Origin of the sequence: Comamonas terrae, from assembly GCF_001544075.1 — a bacterium.
GTDB lineage: Bacteria > Pseudomonadota > Gammaproteobacteria > Burkholderiales > Burkholderiaceae_C > Comamonas > Comamonas terrae.
In genome coordinates this window covers 25060-45002 of the sequence record NZ_BCNT01000024.1, presented here as the reverse complement: position 1 = coordinate 45002, position 19943 = coordinate 25060, and the positions used below count along the sequence as shown (strand labels likewise).

The following is a 19943-nucleotide window of genomic DNA, read 5'->3' as shown; positions in this document are numbered from 1 at the left end:
TCTACCGACTGAGCTATTGAGGAATGTGTCGGCTGACGGTGCCCTGAACGATTGCAGGGCGATGAATCTTGGCTCCTCAACCTGGGCTCGAACCAGGGACCTACGGATTAACAGTCCGGCGCTCTACCGACTGAGCTATTGAGGAATGTGTCGGCTGACAGTGCCCTGAACGATTGCAGGGCGATGAATTTTGGCTCCTCAACCTGGGCTCGAACCAGGGACCTACGGATTAACAGTCCGGCGCTCTACCGACTGAGCTATTGAGGAATGTGTCGGTTGACAATGCCCTGAACGATTGCAGGGCAGATGAATTCTTGGCTCCTCAACCTGGGCTCGAACCAGGGACCTACGGATTAACAGTCCGGCGCTCTACCGACTGAGCTATTGAGGAAGAAGACCTGGATTATAGAACGTAAAAAGAGGGCTGAAAGGAGTTGCGGAGATTTTCCGAAAAAGAAGTGCGGGAAATCCATGCGCTCTCCGCTGTGACATGCCGGATTCGCATGCCGAATTCGCACGCTGCTTTCCCAAGCCTGCCGGCAAATGGATGCCATGTCCGGGCCGCATCTGGGTGCCGCGGGCGCTATGCTTGGGTAATGCCTGCGTGCCGCCATGGCGGCACGCAATTTCTCCCCCTCTGTTCCATGCAGTGTCTGTCGGGCCCGGGCCCGCTTCTGATTCACCATGACTGTCCGCGCCATCCTGAAGATGGGCGATCCGCGCCTGCTGCGCATCGCCCAGCCTGTCACGCAATTCGATACCGACGAACTGCATCTGCTGCTCACCGACTTGCTGGACACCATGCATGCAGCCAACGGCGCGGGTCTGGCGGCCCCACAGATCGGCGTGGACCTGCAGATGGTGGTATTCGGCTCGGGGCAGCCCAATCCCCGGTATCCGCAGGCTCCTGTCGTGCCCCGCACGGTATTGATCAACCCGGTCGTCACGCCCCTGGGAGACGAAGAGCAACTGGACTGGGAGGGCTGCCTGTCGGTGCCGGGCATGCGCGGCATGGTGCCGCGCTGGGGCCGGGTGCGCTACACCGGCTTCGATGTCTGGGGCGAAGCCATCGACCGTACGGTCGATGGCTTTCATGCGCGCGTGGTGCAGCACGAGTGCGACCACCTGTGGGGCAAGCTTTACCCCATGCGGATGCGCGACTTCACGCAGTTCGGCTTCACCGAGGTGCTGTTTCCGGGCATCAGTGCTGCCGAAGATGACTGAAGGCTGACTGCGCAGAAGGGGCTGGGACGGGAGTGTCCGGTTTCCCCGGTGCCCTGGCCACGGCCCGACATGCGCGCAAGCGGCGCCGGGCATTGCCGCTGCTTTCAGGAACATGGTCCCCGCAAGGGTAATTTTGACCTTTATAGTCAGCTCTTTGTATACAAAACTGTAGACAATTTTTGTACCATTGCGACGTACAGTCGTGCCCATCATGTCGATACTGGCATGGCTGCGATAGCGTGAGGGAATGGGGAAGCATTCCATTCCTTCAGGCTGCATGGAGCAGACGAGAACAGTCTGCCGGGTCGTGGGAGAGTCGTTCTCTCTGCTGGGGTCATGCCCAGGCGGCTGATTCCAAAAGACATATTTCGGCAGACGTGGGGGCGCTTGCCGGTCGGACTGCGCTTGGTTGCAAGCTCGGGCCGATTGGCGCGCGCGTCGGATATTCAAGGAACAAGGGGCCCAAGAGCCCTTGAGAGTTGGAAAGACAAGGAGACAGCGATGAAGGATCACTCCGCAGCATCGATGGGTTCTGCACAGCAGAGACCCGAGGACGAGAACCTGGGCATCGGGGCCAATCTGATGTATGGCCTGCAGCACGTGCTGACCATGTACGGCGGCATCGTGGCCGTGCCCCTGATTGTTGCGGAGGCAGCGGGCATGTCGGCAGCCGACGCCGGCCTGCTGGTGACGGCCTGCCTGTTCATGGGTGGAGTGGCCACCTTGCTGCAGACGCTGGGCCTTCCGTTCTTCGGCTGCCGCCTGCCGCTGGTGCAGGGCGTGTCGTTCGCCGGCGTGGCCACCATGGTCAGCATTCTGCATACCGGCGGCGGCATCGGCGGGGTGCTGGGCGCCGTCATGTATGCCTCCATACTGGGTCTGATCATCGCCCCGGTCTTTTCGCGCATCACCAAATTCTTTCCGCCACTGGTCAATGGCTGCGTGATCACCGTGATCGGCATGTCGCTGATGCCGGTGGCCGCGCACTGGGCCATGGGCGGCAATGCCAAGGCGGCCGACTACGGCAGCATGGGCAATGTGGGGCTGGCCGGGTTGTCGCTGTTCATGGTGCTGCTGTTCAGCAAGCTGGGCAATGCCACGCTGTCGCGCCTGTCGATCCTGGTGGCCATCGTGGTGGGCACGGTGACTGCCGTGTTCCTGGGCAAGGCCGATTTTTCGCAGGTGTTCAACGGCCCCATCGTGGCCGTGCCTGCGCCGCTGCATTTCGGCTGGCCCGTATTCGACATGGCTGCCACGATTTCCATGTTCATCGTGATCCTGGTGATCCTGGTGGAGACCTCGGCCGACGTGCTGGCCGTGGGTGAGATCGTGGGCAGTCCCGTCGACGGCCGCCGCCTGGGCAACGGCCTGCGCGCCGACATGCTCTCCAGCATCATCGCTCCCATCTTCGGCGGCTTCACGCAGAGCGCCTTTGCCCAGAACGTGGGCCTGGTGGCCGTGACCGGCATCAAGAGCCGCTTCGTAGTGGCTTTCAGCGGTCTGATCCTGATCGTGTTCGGCGTGCTGCCCGTGATGGGCCGCATCGTGGCCTGCGTGCCTCCCTCCGTGCTGGGCGGCGCGGGCCTGGTGCTGTTCGGCACCGTGGCAGCCAGCGGCATCCGCACCCTGGCCAAGGTGGAATACACCAACAACATGAACCTGATCATCGTGGCCACTTCGGTGGGCGCCGGCCTGCTGCCGGTGGTGGCGCCCAAGTTCTACGAGCAGTTCCCCAGCTGGTTCGCCACCATCTTCCATTCGGGCATCAGCGCAACTGCCCTGGTGGCCGTGGTGCTGAACCTGGTGTTCAACCATTTCAAGCAAGGCAATTCCGATCAGCCCTCCGTGTTCGAAGCCGGCTACGGCCGCGCACTGAGCCAGTCCGTGCTCGAAGCCCTGGCCGACGGCGACCGTGTCGAGAACGGCAAGCTCTACGACAAGGACGGCAACGAGATTCCGATTCTTCCCGCAGCGGCGGCTCACAGCCACTGAGGAGTCCTTTGAAAGTGCGCGCGGTGGGGCCCATGGCTCCGTCGTGAATTCCGCCGCTGCCCCGCAATGGGCAGCGGTTTTTTTTTGCGCCCTTCTCCGGCAACTGCTGCGGCCAGCCCTTTGGGGCGTTCTATACCGAACCCGCGATTGCCTGTATACGGCTGCCTGGATGTCGCAGCGAAACCGCCCCGGTAGAGTGAACGCTTCCGCGCGACAAGGCATGGGCATCGGCAGTCATGGGCCGGGCCGGCCCTTCCCGGCGGAGCTGGATCCAGGGCAGGGAGGATGGCTGCAGGCGGAGCAGGGCGCCCGGCTGCCGGTACCGTGCAGGCCCTGGCTCTCTTCCAGCTCTCCGGCAGAACAGACGAGACAAGGAGACACGCATGGAAAAGAAGAATGACGCATCACCGGCAATTGCGGCGATCCGCCCCGAGGACGAAAAGCTGGGCCTGACCGCCAACGTGCTTTACGGATTCCAGCACGTGCTGACCATGTATGGCGGCATCGTGGCGGTGCCGCTGGTCATGGCCAATGCCGCAGGCATGTCGGCCGCGGATACGGGCCTGCTCATCACGGCCTGCCTGTTCATGGGCGGCCTGGCCACCTTGCTGCAGACGCTGGGCGTTCCGTTCTTCGGCTCGCGCCTGCCGCTGGTGCAGGGCGTGTCGTTCTCGGGCGTGGCCACGATGATCAGCATTCTGCATACCGGCGGCGGCATGCAGGGCGTGCTGGGGGCGGTGATCCTGGCCTCCCTGCTGGGGTTGGTGATCGCCCCGGTGTTTTCCAAGCTCACGCGCTTTTTTCCGCCGCTGGTCAATGGCTGCGTGATCACCATCATCGGCATGTCGCTGATGCCGGTGGCCGCGCACTGGGCCATGGGCGGCGACAGCCAGGCCGCCGACTACGGCAGCATGGGCAATATCGGCCTGGCCGGCCTGTCGCTGGTCATCGTGCTGGCGCTGAGCAAGGTCGGCAGCGCCATGATCTCGCGCCTGTCGATCCTGCTGGCCATCGTGCTGGGCACGGTCTTCGCGGCGCTGATCGGCAAGGCCGACTTCTCGGTCGTGGGCAGCGGCCCCTGGTTTGCCGTTCCCATGCCGCTGCATTTCGGCTGGCCCACCTTCAGCGTGGCGGCCACCATTTCCATGTCCATCGTGATCCTGGTCACGCTGGTGGAGACCTCGGCCGACATCCTGGCCGTGGGCGACATCGTTGGCACGCGTGTGGATTCCCGCCGCCTGGCCGACGGGCTGCGCGCCGACATGCTGTCCAGCGCCGTGGCGCCGTTCTTCGGTTCGTTCACGCAAAGCGCGTTTGCCCAGAACGTGGGCCTGGTGGCCGTGACGGGCATCAAGAGCCGCTATGTGGTGGCCTGCAGCGGCCTGATCCTGATCGCCTTCGGCCTGCTGCCCGTCATCGGGCGGCTGGTGGCCTGCGTGCCCTCGGCCGTGCTGGGGGGCGCCGGCCTGGTGCTGTTCGGCACCGTGGCGGCCAGCGGCATCCGCACGCTGGCCAAGGTGGACTACCACAACAACATGAATCTGATCATCGTGGCCGCTTCCATCGGCATGGGCATGCTGCCCATGGTCAAGCCCGATTTCTATCACCACTTCCCGGCCTGGTTCGCGACGATGTTCCATTCGGGCATCAGCTCGACCACGGTGACCGTGATGCTGTTGAACCTGGCGTTCAACCACTTCAGGGCGGGCAATCCCGAGCAGCCCTCGGTGTTCGAGGCGGGATCGGAGCGCATTCTGAGCGCCTCCGTCATCAAGGCGCTGGCCGACGGCGACCGCGTGGAGAACGGCAGGATCTACGACAAGGATGGCAAGGAAGTGCCCATTCTTGCGGCGGCCGCGCACGGCCATTGAGAAAGAGCTTCAAGGTGCGCGTGGCGGGGCTCGGATCCCGCCGCGTATTCGGCCGCTGCCCGGGAACGGGTGGCGGCCTTTTTTATCAAAAAAAGACTTTATCCCTTGCCGGTAAAGCGGTATCTGCTATCGAAAATGGAGTCGGCGCGGGCCGTAGCAGGCTTTCGCTTACGGATTCAGGGACAGGGCCTTGAGCAGCTCGGTCTCTATGCGCAGCTGGCGCTGGTTGTCCTGCAGCTCGGCGCCTTCGATCAGAAAGGTGTCGTCCACGCGCTCGCCCAGAGTGCTGATCTTGGCCAGCTGCACGCTGATGTGGTGCTGGGCCAGAACGCGGGCAATGGTGTAGAGCAGGCCCGCGCGGTCGGTGGCCGAGATGGACAGCAGCCAGTGCTGGGCTTTTTCGTCGGGCCGCAGCAGCACGCGCGGCGCGAACGGAAAGCTCTTGACGCGGCGCGACAGCCGGCGGCGCGAAGGCTCGGGAAGCGGCCCTCCCTGGGACAGGACCTGGGCCAGATCGCTTTCGATCATGTGCATGAGTTCGCGGTACTGCTCCTGCATGGCCGGAGCCACGACCTGGAAGGTATCGAGTGCATGGCCGTTGTGGGCCGTGTGCACGCGGGCGTCCAGGATGGAAAAGCCCGCGCGGTCGAAATAGCCGCAGATGCGCGCGAACAGGTCGGCCTGGTCCGGCGCATAGACCAGCACCTGCAGGCCTTCTCCCGCCAGCGAGCGACGGGCGCGCACCACGGGCTTGTCGGTGCCCACATGGCGCGACAGGTGGCGCGTGTGCCAGGCAATGTCGGCCGCCTCGTGGCGCATGAAGTAGCTGACGTCCAGCGTGTCCCAGAGCTTTTTGTGCGACTCGAACGGCTGGGCCGTGAGCGCCAGCTGCACCAGCGCCTCGCGCTTGCGCGCCTCGATCTCGGCCGCCGCGTCGGGCGCCCGCCCGCCCAGCACGCGCAGCGTCAGGCGGTAGGTGTCCTCGAGCAGCTTGCCCTTCCAGGCGCTCCAGACCTTGGGGCTGGTGCCGCGGATGTCGGCCACCGTGAGCAGGTACAGCGCCGTCAGGTAGCGTTCGTTGCCCACCCTTTCGGCGAAGGCCTTGATGACCTCGGGGTCGGACAGGTCCTGCTTCTGCGCCACCTGGCTCATGGTCAGGTGTTCGCGCACCAGGAATTCGATCAGCTCGGCATCCATCCTGGCAATGCCGTGCGCGCGGCAGAAACGCTTGGCCTCCAGGGCGCCGATGATGGAGTGGTCGCCGCCGCGGCCCTTGCCGATGTCGTGGAACAGCGCGGCCACATACAGGATCCAGGGCTTGTCCCAGCCCCCGGCCAGCTGGGAGCAGAACGGATATTCGTGCGCATGCTCGGCCATGAAGAAGCGCCGCACATTGCGCAGCACCATGAGGATGTGCTGGTCCACGGTATAGACATGGAACAGGTCGTGCTGCATCTGGCCCACGATGCGCCGGAAGGGCCAGAGGTAGCGCCCCAGCACCGAAGTCTGGTTCATCAGCCGCATCGCATGCGTGATGCCGCGCGGCTGCTGCAGTATCTTCATGAAGGTGGCGCGGTTCACGGGATCGCGCCGGAAGGATGCGTCCATCAGATCGCGCGCGCCATACAGTGCGCGCAGCGTGCGCGAGGACAGGCCGGTGAACCCCTCGTGCTGCTCGTACATCAGAAAAGTCTCGAGGATGGCATGGGGTTCGCGCTCGTACAGGTCGTCGCTGGCTACCTCGATGGTGCCGGCCTTCTCGTAGAAGCGCTCGTTCAGCGCAATCAGCTCGTGGGAACGGGGGCTGAGCCGCTCCTCTATGCTCATGCGCACGATCTGGCACAGCTGCGTCACGGCCTTGGCAGCCCAGTAGTAGTGGCGCATCAGCGTTTCGCCGGCGCGCATGGCCAGCCTGCGGCCTTCTGGCGTGGTGGAGCGGTAGCCGAAGGTCTCGGCCACGGCCGTCTGCAGGTCGAACACCAGCCGGTCCTCATGGCGGCCGGCCACAGCGTGCAGGCGTGCACGGATCAGGTCCAGCAGCGATTCATTGGCCTCCAGCTGCTGTTCTTCAAAGGCGGTGATCAGGCCTTTGTCGGCCAGCTCGCGCCAGCTGCTGCCGAAGCCGGCGGCGCGCGCCAGCCACAGCATGGTGTGCAGATCGCGCAGGCCGCCCGGCGATTCCTTGCAGTTGGGTTCCAGCGAATAGGGAGTGAAGTCGTACTTGCTGTGGCGCTGGCGCATTTCCAGCAGCTTGCCTTCCACAAAGGCCCGGGGGTCGAGCTGGGCCGCGAAGCGGGACTGGAAGTCGGCGAACAGCGCGCCGCTGCCCGTGACCAGGCGCGACTCCAGCATGGCCGTCTGCACCGTCAGGTCCTGCGCGGCATCGTGCAGGCTCTCGTGGATGCTGCGCACGCTGGAACCTATCTCCAGGCCGGCATCCCAGCAGCTGCTGATGAACTGCTCTATGCCCTGAAGAGGGGTGCAGTCTGCACCATCCTGGTGATCCGGCAGCAGGATCAGCACATCGATGTCGGAATAGGGAAACAGCTGGGCCCTGCCGAAGCCGCCGACCGCGAGCAGGCTGGCTTGCGGCGCAATGCCCGCGCGTTGCCACAGCTCGCGCAGCAGGGCATCGGCCAGGTCGCTGAAATGGTGTAGCACGCCGCGGATGCTGCGGCGGCTGAGCGTGGGCGTGCGCAGCTGGGCGATCAGCCTGGCCTTGTCTTCGCGGTAGCTGTCGCGCAGCTGCTCAAGTGTGGGCGTGGAGGTGGAAGAGGTCATGCGCTGCGGATCAAGAAGAATGGTTTGCGGCTTGCCGAGCAAAAAATATGCCGCACAGTGTGCGGCATATCCATGGAGTGGTGGTCCCGTATGCACCGCTGCGGTGCATGGGTGGGGCCCTCAGGTCTTGATGCCGGTGATGAAGTCGGGCGGCGTGGGCGAGCCGTCGGACCAGGTCAGCACGTCATAGCCGGTCTTGGTCACGGCAATCATCAGCTCCCACTGGGCCGAGAGGCTGCGGTCCTTGGTGGTCACGGTCCAGCCGTCGGGCATGGCCTTGATGTCGCGCTTGCCCAGGTTGAGCATGGGTTCGATGGTGAAGACCATGCCTTCCTCGAGCACCACGCCGGTGCCGGGCTGGCCGTAGTGCAGCACCTGGGGCTCGTCATGGAATACCTTGCCGATGCCGTGGCCGCAGTATTCGCGCACCACCGACAGGTTGTGGCCTTCGGCAAAGCTCTGGATGGCGTGGCCGATGTCGCCCAGCGTGGCGCCGGGCCTGACCTGCTGAATGCCCTTCCACATGGCCTCGAAGGTCAGCTGGCACAGCCGTTTGCCGGCAATCGTGCCTTCGCCGATGATGAACATGCGGCTGTTGTCGCCGAACCAGCCGTCATCGGTGATGACGGTCACGTCCACATTGACGATGTCGCCCTTCTTGAGCGGCTTGTCGTTGGGAATGCCGTGGCACACCACATGGTTGACCGAGGTGCAGACATAGGCCGGATAGGGCGTCATGCCCGGCGGCTGGTAGCCCAGGCAGGCGGTCTTGGTGCCTTGCTGCGCCATGCGCTCGGCGCACAGGTCGTCGATCTGCTGCGTGGTGATGCCGGGCTTGATATGGGGCGTGATGTAGTCCAGCACATCCGAGGCAAAGCGGCCTGCCACGCGCATGCGCTCGATGTCTTCGGGGCTCTTCAGGGTGATGCTCATTCCCGCAATTATCCCATCGTGCGCCAAAGCGGCGTGCCGGCCCCGCAGGCAACCGCGTCCGTTTCCCGGCAATTTCCGGGCCCGGGGTCGTAGAATGACCGGGCGTTTTCTGTCTTTTCCATCAAGGCGGGAGGCCCACGCCAATCGCAGCCATTGCGCCGGGGACGGGAGGGCGCAGCGACATGGCAGCCGCTCCTGTGCCGGAGATATAAAAACATGCGTGCCTCCGTTCTCCGCAACCAGCCCTGCGCTCCGGCTGACCGGCCCGTGGATGATGCGCGCGTGCTGCGTGCCGTCGGCGGCATCATGTCTGCCTCCAGTTCCGTCGACGCACGCTTCTTCGGCATGCTGGTGGAGCGCTGCGTCACGGAAATGGGCGCAGACGGCGCCTGGGCGCATTTCCACGACGAGGCCGACTCTCCGGTCCAGACGGTCTTCAGCACAAGCTGCCAGGTAAGCGGCCGCGGCGACCTGGCTGCAGCCAGCGCCGCGGTCCATGCACTGCTGCGCGGCGGGGCGGCACTTTATCTGGAAAAGCGCTCGGCTTCCCTGCCGCAGACGCCGTGGTTCGCCCGGTTTGGCGCAGCCGCCTGCGTTGCATATCCGATCGGAGGGGGGGAGGGGGCCTTGGCAGGCCATCTGGCCCTGCTGTTTCGCGCCAGGCCCGGGCGTGCCGGGCCCTATATCCATGCGCTGCAGGCGCTGGGGGCATTTGCGCGGCATGCGCTGCTGGTCCGGCCGTGCAGGGACCGGGAAGCCGATGGCCTGCGCGAGGTCGTGGCGCAGTATGAAGCGGTATTCCAGACCGCGCCCGTGCTGGTGAATGTGTTCGGCGACGACGGCAAGTGCCTGCTGTGGAACGAAGAATGCGAGCGCCGCTTCGGCTGGACGATGGAGGAGGTCAATGCCCACCCGGAACCGCTGGCGCTGTTCTATCCCGATCCGGCGGTGCGGGCCCAGGTGAAGGCATCAGTGGGCGCAGAGCCCAGCCGGCTGTTCCGGGAATGGCATCCGCTGACCCGCAGCGGCGAGACGCTGAGCACGATCTGGTCGAATACACGCATGCCCAACGGCCGGGTCATCAACATCGGCCTGGACATCACGGAGCGAAAGCGGGCCGAGGCCGATATCGTGCGCCTGTCCCGCATCGACAGCCTGACCGGATGCTGGAACCGCGCCGAGATCCTGGACCGGCTCTCGCAGCGGCTGGTTTGGGCAAACCGGGGCGGTGCCGGCTTCACGGCCATGATGCTGGACCTGGATCATTTCAAGCAGGTCAACGATTGCCATGGGCACCTGGGAGGGGATGCTGCGCTCCAGCATTTTTGCGAGCTCCTGCGCGCCTGCCTGCGCGAGAATGACGCCATGGGACGGCTGGGCGGCGAGGAGTTTCTCGTGCTGCTCGACGAGGCCGATGCCCGGGCGGGCCATGCCGTGTTCGAACGGCTGCGCTTTTGCCTGCATGCCCAGCCCATTTCGCTGGGCGGTGTGCCCGCGGTGTTGACGGCCAGTGCCGGCATCGCGGTATTCGGCCTGGGCGATGCCACCGCCACCGATGTGCTCAGGCGGGCAGATCAGGCGCTGTATCAGGCCAAGCACCGGGGGCGCGACCAGGCCGTGGTGCATCAGGCCGGCGCCTGAGGCGGCCGGGACGGCCCGGCGCAAATCCCTTGACCCTGCAGCGCGGCGGTCCGGGCAGGGTGGAGGGATGGCCCGGCTTGGTAGAATGCAGGGCTCACCGATTCAGCGCCTTGGCTTTGTCTTTCTGGAAAGACAGGGCCTGGGCGCTTTTCACAAGCCTTCACATAAACAGGCCGCCACGTGACATTGCATCTGACACAGTTTGAGGGTGGAAACGCCCTGAGCTCGTTCCGCGCCCAACAGCTTCTGACCGATCTGGTCGCCATCCACCCCAAGATCACCGGCGTGTCCGCGCGCTTCGTGCATCTCGTGGCCACCGAAGGCGCAGCCGCGCCCGCACTCCAAGAGCGCCTGTCGGCGCTCTTGACTTATGGGGACCCCTACGAAGGCAGCAGCGAAGGCGTGGCCTTTGTCGTCACGCCGCGCCTGGGCACGATCTCGCCCTGGGCTTCCAAGGCCACCGACATCGCGCGCAACTGCGGCCTCCAGGTCTTCCGCGTCGAGCGCATCACCGAATACCGCGTCAGCCTGAAGAGCGGCCTTCTCGGCAATGTTTTGGGCGGCGCGCCCGAGCTGAGCGCCGGGCAGACCGCCCAGATCGCCGCGCTGCTGCACGACCGCATGACCGAATCGGTCTTCGCCACGCGCGACGAGGCGCAAAAGCTGTTTTCCACGCTGCAGGCCCAGCCCATGGAGTTCGTCGATGTGCTCGGCGGCGGCCGCGCCGCGCTCGAAGCCGCCAACAGGCAGTGGGGCCTGGCCCTGGCCGACGACGAGATCGAGTACCTGGTCAATGCCTTCAACGGCCTCAAGCGCAACCCCACGGACGTGGAGCTGATGATGTTCGCGCAGGCGAACTCCGAGCACTGCCGCCACAAGATCTTCAATGCCAGCTTCACCATCGACGGCGTGGCGCAGGAGAAGTCGCTGTTCGGCATGATCCGCAACACCGAGCAGCTCTCGCCCCAGCACACCATCGTGGCCTATGCCGACAATGCCTCGATCATGGAAGGCCATGCGGTCGAGCGTTTTGTGGCCAAATTCGATGCCAAGGAAGGTGCGGCAAGCGCACCCAGCTATCAAAAATCAAGCGCCACCAACCATGTGCTGATGAAGGTGGAGACGCACAACCACCCGACGGCCATCTCCCCCTTCCCCGGTGCATCCACCGGCGCGGGCGGCGAGATCCGCGACGAAGGTGCAACCGGCCGCGGCTCCAAGCCCAAGGCGGGCCTGACGGGCTTCACCGTCTCCAAGCTCTGGGGCAGCGAGGTAGGCAAGCCCGAGCACATCGCCAGCCCGCTGCAGATCATGATCGAAGGCCCGCTGGGCGGCGCCGCGTTCAACAACGAATTCGGTCGCCCCAACCTGACCGGCTACTTCCGCGAGTACGAGCAGCAGGTGGGCGAGGTCATGCGCGGCTACCACAAGCCCATCATGATCGCCGGCGGCCTGGGCGTGATCGATGCCGAGCTGACCAAGAAGATCGAGTTCCCGGCGGGTACGCTGCTGATCCAGCTGGGCGGCCCCGGCATGCGCATCGGCATGGGCGGCGGCGCGGCCAGCTCCATGGCCAGCGGCACCAACGCGGCCGAACTGGACTTCGACTCGGTGCAGCGCGGCAACCCCGAGATCGAGCGCCGCGCGCAGGAAGTCATCAACCACTGCTGGCAGCAGGGCGCGGACAACCCCATCCTGGCCATCCACGACGTGGGCGCCGGCGGCCTGTCCAATGCCTTCCCCGAGCTGACCAATGACGCGGGCCGCGGCGCGCGCTTCGACCTGCGTGCCATCCAGCTCGAGGAATCGGGCCTGGCGCCCAAGGAAATCTGGTCCAACGAATCGCAGGAGCGCTATGTGCTGGCCATCGCGCCCGAGTCGCTGGCGCAGTTCACGGCCTTCTGCGAGCGCGAGCGCTGCCCGTTCGCCGTGATCGGCACGGCCACCGGCGAGCGCCAGCTGGTGCTGGAAGACACGGCAGTCGCCGCCGGCGACCAGAAATTCCCCGTGGACATGCCCATGGATGTGCTGCTGGGCAAGCCGCCCAAGATGCACAGGGATGTGGCTACCGTCACGCGCGAGCTGCCCGCCATCGACCTGACCGGCGTGCCGCTGGAAAAGGCCGTGATCGATGTGCTGGCCCACCCGACGGTGGCGTCCAAGCGCTTCCTGATCACCATCGGCGACCGTGCCGTGGGCGGCCTCACGCACCGCGACCAGATGGTGGGTCCCTGGCAGGTGCCGGTGGCCGACGTGGCCGTGACCCTGGCCGACTACCAGGGTTTCAAGGGCGAGGCCATGGCCATGGGCGAGCGCACGCCGCTGGCGGCCATCAATGCCCCGGCCTCGGGCCGCATGGCGGTGGCCGAGGCCATCACCAACATGCTGGCCGCGCCCATCGAGCTGTCCAGGGTCAAGATGTCGGCCAACTGGATGGCGGCCTGCGGCGAGCCCGGCGAGGACGCGGCTCTGTACGAGACCGTGAAGGCCGTGGGCATGGAGCTGTGCCCCGCGCTGAACATCTCCATCCCCGTGGGCAAGGATTCGCTCTCCATGCGCACGCAGTGGAGCGAGAACGGTGCGGTGAAGAAGGTTACCTCGCCCGTGAGCCTGATCATCACCGGCTTCGCCAGCATCGACGACGTGCGCGGCACGCTCACGCCGCAGCTCGATGCCCAGGAAGAAGACAGCACGCTGGTGCTGGTGGACCTGGGCCGCGGCAAGATGCGCATGGGCGGTTCCATCCTGGGCCAGGTGCTGGGCCAGAGTGGCAACGAGACGCCCGACCTGGACGACGCCCAGGACCTGGTCGCACTGGTCGACGCCGTGAACGCGCTGCGCGCCAAGGGCCAGATCCTGGCCTACCACGACAGGGGCGACGGCGGCCTGCTGGCCACGGTGGCCGAAATGGCCTTTGCCGGCCATGTGGGCGTGGCGCTGAACGTGGACATGCTGGTCACCGAGGGCGACGGTATCAGCGACAGCCGCATGGACAGCGGCGAGGGCAAGAACTGGAGCGCCCAGGTCTCGGGCCGCCGCGAGGAAATGACGCTGCGCGCGCTGTTCAACGAGGAGCTGGGCGCGGTGCTGCAGATCCGCACGGCCGACCGTGCCGAGGTGCTGCAGACCCTGCGCGAGCATGGCCTGATCCAGTGCAGCCACATCATCGGAAAGACCCGGCCGGCAGCCTCCGCCATCGATGCGGGCAAGGGCGAGCTGCAGGTCTGGCGCGATGCCAAGCCGGTGTTCGGCGCCAAGCTCTCCGACCTGCACCAGGTCTGGGATGCCGTGAGCTGGAAGATCGCCCAGCAGCGCGACAACCCGGCCTGCGCCGACAGCGAGCACGCCGCCGCCGGCGATCCCGGAGATCCCGGCATGCATGTGCACCTGACGTTCGATCCGCAGGACAACGTGGCAGCGCCGTTCCTGAACCTGGCCGCCAAGCCCCGCGTGGCCGTGCTGCGCGAGCAGGGCGTGAACTCGCATGTCGAGATGGCCTACGCTTTTGCCGAAGCGGGCTTCGACGCCGTGGACGTGCACATGACCGACCTGCAGACCGGCCGCGCGCGGCTTTCGGACTTCGCGGGCGTCGTGGCCTGCGGCGGCTTCAGCTACGGCGACACGCTGGGCGCCGGCATCGGCTGGGCGCGCTCCATCACCTTCAACGAGCGCCTGTCCGAGCAGTTCCAGCAGTTCTTCGGCCGCAGCGACACCATCGGCCTGGGCGTGTGCAACGGCTGCCAGATGTTCGCCGAGCTGGCCGACATCATCCCGGGCGCGCAGGACTGGCCGCGCTTCACGCAGAACCAGAGCAACCGCTTCGAGGCGCGCCTGTCCATGGTCGAGGTGCTGGAGTCGCCCTCCATCTTCCTGCAGGACATGGCCGGCAGCCGCCTGCCGATCGCCGTGGCGCACGGCGAGGGCTATGCCAACTTCCGCTTCCGCGGCAATGCCCAGCAGGTGATCCCGGCCATGCGCTATGTGGACAACCACGGCCAGCCCACCGAGCAGTACCCGTTCAACCCGAACGGCTCGGCCGGCGGCCTGACCGCGGTGACCACGGCCGACGGCCGCTTCACGGCCATGATGCCCCACCCCGAGCGCGTGTTCCGCAACGTGCAGATGAGCTGGACTTCGGGCGATCCATCCGAATTCAGCCCCTGGATGCGCGTCTGGCGCAATGCGCGCAAGTGGCTGGGGTAAACGGTGTCCGGCGTGAGGCAGCGTGCTGAAGGTCGGTGAGCTGGCCCGGCAGACAGGGCTGACGGTGCGCACCTTGCACCACTATGACCAGATTGGCCTGGTTGTGCCGTCCGCCCGCTCCGAAGCCGGCTACCGCCTCTATGCTCCCGCCGACGTGCGGCGCCTGCAGAGCGTGCAGGCGCTGCGTGACCTGGGCTTTGGCCTTGCGCGCATTGCCCAGATGCTGGCCGGGCCGGCGCCGGATCGTGTTGCCCGCGCGCAGATCGAAGCCCAGCTGCGCGAGGTTGACGCAGCCATCGCGCGCAGCCGGCAGGTGCGCGAGCAGCTGTCGCTGCTGCTGCAGACCGTTGCGCTGGACGAGGCCGGCGGCGGCGCAGACGAGTCGCCCTGGCGGCAGCTGCTGCAGTTGCTGCCGGCCTTCAGCGCCCATTTCTCCGCGCGCGAGCTGCGCTCCGTGCTGCGGCGCTGGCAGCAGCTGCGCGCGCAATGGCTGCCGCTGATCGAACAGGTCGAGGCCCTGCGCCTGGCGCTGGTGCCGGCCGATGCGCCGCAGCTGCAGCGCCTGGCCCAGCAGTGGATGGACCAGTCCATGCGGCTCATGCACGGCAACCTGGCCCTGGCGCTGCGCTGGGCGCGCATGCACGAGCAGGCTCCCGAAACGGCACGCCACCAGGGCATTGCCCCGGCCACGCTGCAGTACATAGGACAGGCCATTGCGCTGCGCATGGCCGCCCTGCAGCGCCATGTGGATGCCGACCAGCTGATGCGCCTGGATGCAGGGCTTGCCTCGCGTTGGCAGCAATGGGCCGTCCTGGCGCAGCGCCTGCTGGAGCAGGGTACCGGCGTGCAAACGCCCGAGGCGCGGCGCCTGCTGGCGCAGTGGGATGCGCTGCTGGCGCGCATGGCCCGGCAGGATGCGGCGCTGCAGGTCGCCATTGCCCGCGCCTATGCCAGCGAACCCCTGCTGCAGCACGGCCACCCGGTCACTCCCGCTATGCGTGCACTTGTGCAGCGCATCCGCGAAGCCAGTGAGCCATCGGAGGCTTGACCCTCACGTCGCGTCAGGCCCGACAGTGCGGACTTCTGTTTCAAAGGAGTTCCACATGCAACACACTTCCCCGACCTCTCCCGCCATGCCGCGGCCAGGTACCAGTCCGTCGGCGCTGCGCATGGCCATGCTGCGCGCCGTGCACGGCCTGCTCGACGAGCCCGTCGTGTTCCGCGATCCCCATGCGCTGGACATCCTGGAGCCGGGAATGGCCCAGGCACTGCGCGAGGATCCGTTCGTTCTCAACGACCCCATGAGCCGCACCATGCGCGCGGGCATCGTGGCACGCAGCCGCTATGCCGAGGATGCGCTGCAGGAGGCCGTGGCCCAGGGGGTGCGCCAGTATGTCGTCCTCGGTGCCGGCTGGGATACGCTGGCGCTGCGCAACCCCTGGCCCGGGCAGCTGGCGGTTTACGAGGTGGACCAGCCTGCCGTACAGCAGGAAAAGCGCGCGCGCGTGCAGGCCCTGCCGGCTGCGCTGGCCGCACGGGCGCCGCACTGGGTGGCGGCGGACCTGTCTCGCCAGCGGCTGGCCGATGCGCTGGCACCGTCCGGCTTCGACCCGCGCCGGCCCGCCTGCATTGCATGGCTTGGCGTCACGCCGTATCTCGCGCCGGCGGCCGTGCAGGCCGTGCTGCGCGACGCCGCGCAGATGGCGCCGGGCAGCGTGCTGGTGCTGGACTACCGCGTCAGCAACCATCTGCTGGAACCGCTGGAGCGCATCATGGCCGAGCATTCGGCCAAGGCATTCGCCGCCATGGGCGAGCCCTGGCTCAGCGATTACGAGCCCAAGATCCTGCATGCGCAGCTGCGGGCGCTGGGCTGGTCCGTGCAGGAGGACCTGGGGGCCGCGCAGATCAATGCCCGCTATTTCCACCGCCGCCGTGACGGCCTGCAGACGGCGGGCGGCGGCTTTCGCTTCCTGCGGGCCGTGCGCGGATAGGCCGGCTGGCGTGCGGGCCGCCGCGCGACGGCGGCCCGATGGCGATTTTTTACGATTGCCTGTACCGGCGCGCGGCGGCGGGAGCAGCCGTGCGCTATTATTTTTATATCTTTCACTGAATGCCATGGCCGTGCGGATTGCAGTTGCGGCCCGGACCGTATCGATGGATAGCGTCGTCAACAGGGGATGTCTTTGTCGCGTGTGTTAGCAACTGAAGAGCAGGTCCTGGCCTTGTCGCCGGACGCCGCATCCAGCAAGGCGGCCAAAGGCCTGCAGTCCATCGGCAAGTGGCCCAGCACGGGCAGCAACGAAGCCGCGGTCTGGGGCGAATGCCAGGGCAGCGGCAGCAAGCCCTACCAGACCCAGGTGGACCTGAGCGGGCCTGCCTTCAAGTGCTCGTGCCCCAGCCGCAAGTTCCCCTGCAAGCATGGCCTGGCGCTGATGCTGCTGCGCGCGGCCGGGCAGGTGGCCGAAGGGGGCGAGCCGCCCGAGTGGGTGAACAGCTGGCTGGGCAGCCGCCAGGACAAGGCGGAAAAAAAGGAGGCCCGGGCCGCCGCTGCCGCAGCGGCGCCGGCCGACCCCGAAGCCGCAGCCAGGCAGCAGGCCCGGCGCGAAGACCGGCGCTGGGAGAAGGTGGCCGCAGGCATGCAGGAGCTGTCGCTGTGGATGCAGGACATGGTGCGCAGCGGCCTGGCCAATCTGGCTGCCGACAGCCAGGCCCGCACCCGCTGGAACAACATGGCCGCCCGCATGGTGGATGCGCAGGCCGCCGGTATGTCGGCACGCATCAGGGATGCCTGGGAACTGGTCGACAGCCACCCGGGCTGGCCGCGCGATCTGCTGGCGCACCTGGGCCACTGGCAGTTGCTGGTCGATGCCGTGCAGCGCCGCGAAGCGCTGTCCGCACCCGTCAAGGCCGACGTGATGGCGGCGCTGGGCTGGTCTCCGGACAAGGCCGAGGTGCAGGCCCTGGCCGAGCCTTTGGCCGACGAATGGCATGTGGCGGGCCTGCGCATGGTGGAGCGCGAAGGCCGGCTGACGGAGCGGCGGGTATGGCTGCAGGGCCTGCAAAGCGGCCGTGCAGCGCTGGTGCTCGACTATTCCCAGGGCGGGCGCGGCTTTGAGACGGCCTGGCTGCCGGGCCGTGTCTATCGTTGTGCGCTGCACTTCTATCCCGGCCGGGCGCCGCTGCGCGCGCTGCTGGCCGGCAGCAATGCCGGCGCCCTGGTGGAGCAGGGCGCCAGGGCGCTGACGGCGGCAGTGGCGGCCAGGCCCCTGGACGATCTTGCCCGGCGCGTGGCGGCCAATCCGCTGCAGGCGGCCCAGCCGCTGTGGTGCGACGGTGCCGGCCTGCAGCATGCCGAGGGACAGTGGTGGGCTGTCTGGCCCGGCGTGGATGGTGGCGCGCCGGGCCAGGTGCCCGCCCTGATCGCCGACGACGAGGCCTGGCACCTGCTGGCGCTGACCGGCGGCGCGCCCATGCTGCTGTTTGGCGAATGGGAGCCGGGGCGCGGCCATGTCGGATGCTGGCGGCTTCTCGGCGCCTGGCAGGCCGATGCGGAAGGCGCCATGCAATCCATCTGGCATCACCGGAGCGAGACCGTATGAGCAATGCACAAATCTGGGCTGCATTGCAGCAGTCGGCCATGGTGGGCGCGGAGCGCCTGCCCGTGCCGTCCCGCTTGGCACAGGCGGCGGACCGCACGCTGCCGGCCAGCCAGCAGGCGCTGCAGGCGGTACTGGCTGCCTCTGCCGGTACCGATGCAGGACAGGCTGCCGCACGGCAGTTGCTGCGTGCCAGCGGCGTGGCTGCCGTGCTGGAGCGCGCCGGCTGGAGTCCGGGCCCGGGCCTTGCCCTGCAGCCCCTGGCGCCGGCTGCGGCCGAAACGCGACCGGCGCTGCACGGCGCACGCCTGCTGCAACTCATGGGCGAAGTGCTGCGGGAAGGCCCGCAGGAACTGCTGGCCCCCATGTTCGCGGCGCTGGACGAGGGCGGGCGGCGCCTGCCCCATGGCCTGCTGGTGCAGGCGCTGGAGCTGGGACGCCAGTCCGCTGCGCTGCGCCATTGGCTCACGCCGGTGCTGGGCGAGCGCGGGCGCTGGCTGGCGGCGCTCAATCCGCAATGGAGCTATGCCAGCGGCGTGCAGGAAACGGCCGATCCCGAACAGATCTGGCAGGAGGGCTCCATCGACCAGCGCGTTGCGCTGCTGCATGGCGAGCGCACGGCCGACCCGGCCAAGGCCCGCGCGCGGCTGGAAGCCAGCCTGAAGGAATTGAGCGCCAAGGAGCGCGCGCCCATGGTCATGGTGCTGGAGAGCGGCCTTTCCCTGGACGACGAGCCGCTGCTGGAAAAGCTGCTGGGCGACCGCAGCAAGGAGGTGCGCGAAAACGCGGCCCGCCTGCTGTCGCGCCTGCCGCAAAGCGCGCACAGCCAGCGCATCACCGGCTGGCTGCAGGCCATGCTGAGCCGCGACGCCAGGGGCGAATGGCAGATCGAGCCGCCCGAGGAGGGTTGCAAGGACTGGGAGCGCGACGGCATCGCGTTGCAGCCGCCGCCGTACATCAAGGGCGTCAGGGCCTGGTGGCTGCAGCAGATGGTGGAGCTGGCTCCGCTCGACTTCTGGACCGGCACGCTGGCCATGGCGCCCGAGCAGCTGTGGGAGTGGAGCCGCCGCAGCGACTGGAAGACGGCGCTGCGCCAAGGCTGGCTGGCCGCCTTGCGCGACCAGCATGACGTGCGCTGGATTGCGCTGCTGCAGACCCTGGAGCGCGATGCGCGGGCCGAGTCGCTGCTGCCTGCGCTGCTCGACCGGCTCGGCCAGGAGCAGCGCGAGGCGCACTGGCTGGCGCAGCTGCAGCAAGCCAGGGGCACGCTGATCGACCGCATCAACGCCATCGAAAGCGGCATGCCGCCCGTTGGCGAATTTTCCCAGGCCCTGTCCGAGCGGCTCATGGAGGAGCTCGACAAGGCGCTGGGCGGCAAGCAGGTCACCGGCAGCTGGCACAGCTGGCAGGCCGACCAGGCCCTGCTGGCCTGCGCGCGACGGCTGCATGCCGGGGTATTGCCGCGATTTGCCCTGCTATGGCGTAAGCCGGCTGCCAGCGCTGCCGCCGACGCCGAACCCGATGCAGCAACTGCCAGCGGCATTGCGCTCACGCCCGAGCAGCAGGCCCGGCTGGAGCGCGCGCGCCTGCGTCCCTGGGATGACGAGCGCGTGCTGGCGCAGCTCAACCGCTGCGTCGACCTGCGCATGGCCCTGCATGCCGCGCTGGGCGCCTGATCCCTTTTTCCGTTTTCCGAATTCCA

11 protein-coding genes and 3 tRNA genes are annotated in these 19943 nt (G+C 67.1%); 9 read left to right on the top strand and 5 right to left on the bottom strand.

Annotation, left to right across the window (positions count from 1 at the left end):
• Positions 1–69: 69 nt before the first annotated feature.
• The 3 genes from Cte04_RS20625 to Cte04_RS20615 all read right to left on the bottom strand — a co-directional run bounded on the left by Cte04_RS20625 (position 70) and on the right by Cte04_RS20615 (position 391).
• A tRNA-Asn gene (locus Cte04_RS20625) sits at positions 70–145 on the bottom strand.
• 46 nt (positions 146–191) lie between these two features.
• Positions 192–267, bottom strand: a tRNA-Asn gene (locus Cte04_RS20620).
• A 48-nt stretch (positions 268–315) separates the two neighbouring features.
• Positions 316–391 (bottom strand) — tRNA-Asn (locus tag Cte04_RS20615).
• A gap of 293 nt (positions 392–684) precedes the next feature.
• On the opposite strand from Cte04_RS20615, the gene def reads away from it, so the two are divergent.
• The 3 genes from def (at position 685) to Cte04_RS20600 (ending at position 5087) form a co-directional block, all read left to right on the top strand.
• A complete protein-coding gene (gene def, locus Cte04_RS20610) occupies positions 685–1224 on the top strand; it encodes a peptide deformylase (RefSeq protein ID WP_066483612.1) in 540 nt (179 codons plus the stop codon).
• Between the two features lie 501 nt (positions 1225–1725).
• A complete protein-coding gene (locus tag Cte04_RS20605; protein WP_066483610.1) occupies positions 1726–3216 on the top strand; it encodes a nucleobase:cation symporter-2 family protein in 1491 nt (496 codons plus the stop codon).
• 383 nt (positions 3217–3599) lie between these two features.
• On the top strand, positions 3600–5087 hold the full coding sequence (locus Cte04_RS20600) for a nucleobase:cation symporter-2 family protein (RefSeq protein WP_066483609.1): 1488 nt from the start codon (positions 3600–3602) through the stop codon (positions 5085–5087).
• Positions 5088–5255: 168 nt separating this feature from the next.
• Here the strand turns inward: Cte04_RS20600 and Cte04_RS20595 are convergent, their stop codons facing one another.
• Together Cte04_RS20595 and map are read right to left on the bottom strand one after the other, a co-directional pair.
• Complete coding sequence (locus Cte04_RS20595; protein WP_066483607.1) at positions 5256–7868, bottom strand: [protein-PII] uridylyltransferase; 2613 nt, start codon at positions 7866–7868, stop codon at positions 5256–5258.
• Positions 7869–7988: 120 nt separating this feature from the next.
• The gene (gene map, locus Cte04_RS20590; protein ID WP_066483605.1) at positions 7989–8801 is read right to left on the bottom strand and encodes a type I methionyl aminopeptidase; all 813 of its coding nucleotides are present in this window, start codon (positions 8799–8801) and stop codon (positions 7989–7991) included.
• A 216-nt stretch (positions 8802–9017) separates the two neighbouring features.
• Here map and Cte04_RS20585 point away from each other — a divergent pair, with 216 nt between their 5' ends.
• The 6 genes from Cte04_RS20585 to Cte04_RS20560 all read left to right on the top strand — a co-directional run bounded on the left by Cte04_RS20585 (position 9018) and on the right by Cte04_RS20560 (position 19917).
• Positions 9018–10442: a GGDEF domain-containing protein gene (locus Cte04_RS20585; protein ID WP_245633460.1), complete on the top strand. Its 1425-nt coding sequence runs from the start codon at positions 9018–9020 to the stop codon at positions 10440–10442.
• Positions 10443–10622: 180 nt separating this feature from the next.
• The gene (gene purL / locus Cte04_RS20580) at positions 10623–14645 is read left to right on the top strand and encodes a phosphoribosylformylglycinamidine synthase (RefSeq protein WP_066483604.1); all 4023 of its coding nucleotides are present in this window, start codon (positions 10623–10625) and stop codon (positions 14643–14645) included.
• Between the two features lie 22 nt (positions 14646–14667).
• Positions 14668–15693 carry a MerR family transcriptional regulator gene (locus tag Cte04_RS20575; RefSeq protein ID WP_066483600.1) on the top strand — a complete coding sequence of 342 codons (1026 nt, stop codon included), beginning with the start codon at positions 14668–14670 and terminating at the stop codon, positions 15691–15693.
• A gap of 55 nt (positions 15694–15748) precedes the next feature.
• A complete protein-coding gene (locus Cte04_RS20570; protein WP_066483599.1) occupies positions 15749–16636 on the top strand; it encodes a class I SAM-dependent methyltransferase in 888 nt (295 codons plus the stop codon).
• A gap of 231 nt (positions 16637–16867) precedes the next feature.
• On the top strand, positions 16868–18244 hold the full coding sequence (locus Cte04_RS20565) for an SWIM zinc finger family protein (protein WP_245633459.1): 1377 nt from the start codon (positions 16868–16870) through the stop codon (positions 18242–18244).
• A complete protein-coding gene (locus Cte04_RS20560; RefSeq protein ID WP_066483593.1) occupies positions 18241–19917 on the top strand; it encodes a DUF5691 domain-containing protein in 1677 nt (558 codons plus the stop codon). The genes Cte04_RS20565 and Cte04_RS20560 overlap by 4 nt, the downstream gene beginning before the upstream one ends.
• Positions 19918–19943 lie beyond the last annotated feature (26 nt).

Bases quoted from the DNA above. Each gene is read 5' to 3' on its own strand.
- Cte04_RS20570 (WP_066483599.1), top strand. From the start codon at position 15,749: ATGCAACACACTTCCCCGACCTCTCCCGCCATGCCGCGGCCAGGTACC.
- Cte04_RS20600 (WP_066483609.1), top strand. From the start codon at position 3,600: ATGGAAAAGAAGAATGACGCATCACCGGCAATTGCGGCGATCCGCCCC.
- Cte04_RS20595 (WP_066483607.1), bottom strand. From the start codon at position 7,868: ATGACCTCTTCCACCTCCACGCCCACACTTGAGCAGCTGCGCGACAGC.
- Cte04_RS20560 (WP_066483593.1), top strand. From the start codon at position 18,241: ATGAGCAATGCACAAATCTGGGCTGCATTGCAGCAGTCGGCCATGGTG.
- Cte04_RS20605 (WP_066483610.1), top strand. From the start codon at position 1,726: ATGAAGGATCACTCCGCAGCATCGATGGGTTCTGCACAGCAGAGACCC.
- def (WP_066483612.1), top strand. From the start codon at position 685: ATGACTGTCCGCGCCATCCTGAAGATGGGCGATCCGCGCCTGCTGCGC.
- Cte04_RS20585 (WP_245633460.1), top strand. From the start codon at position 9,018: ATGCGTGCCTCCGTTCTCCGCAACCAGCCCTGCGCTCCGGCTGACCGG.
- map (WP_066483605.1), bottom strand. From the start codon at position 8,801: ATGAGCATCACCCTGAAGAGCCCCGAAGACATCGAGCGCATGCGCGTG.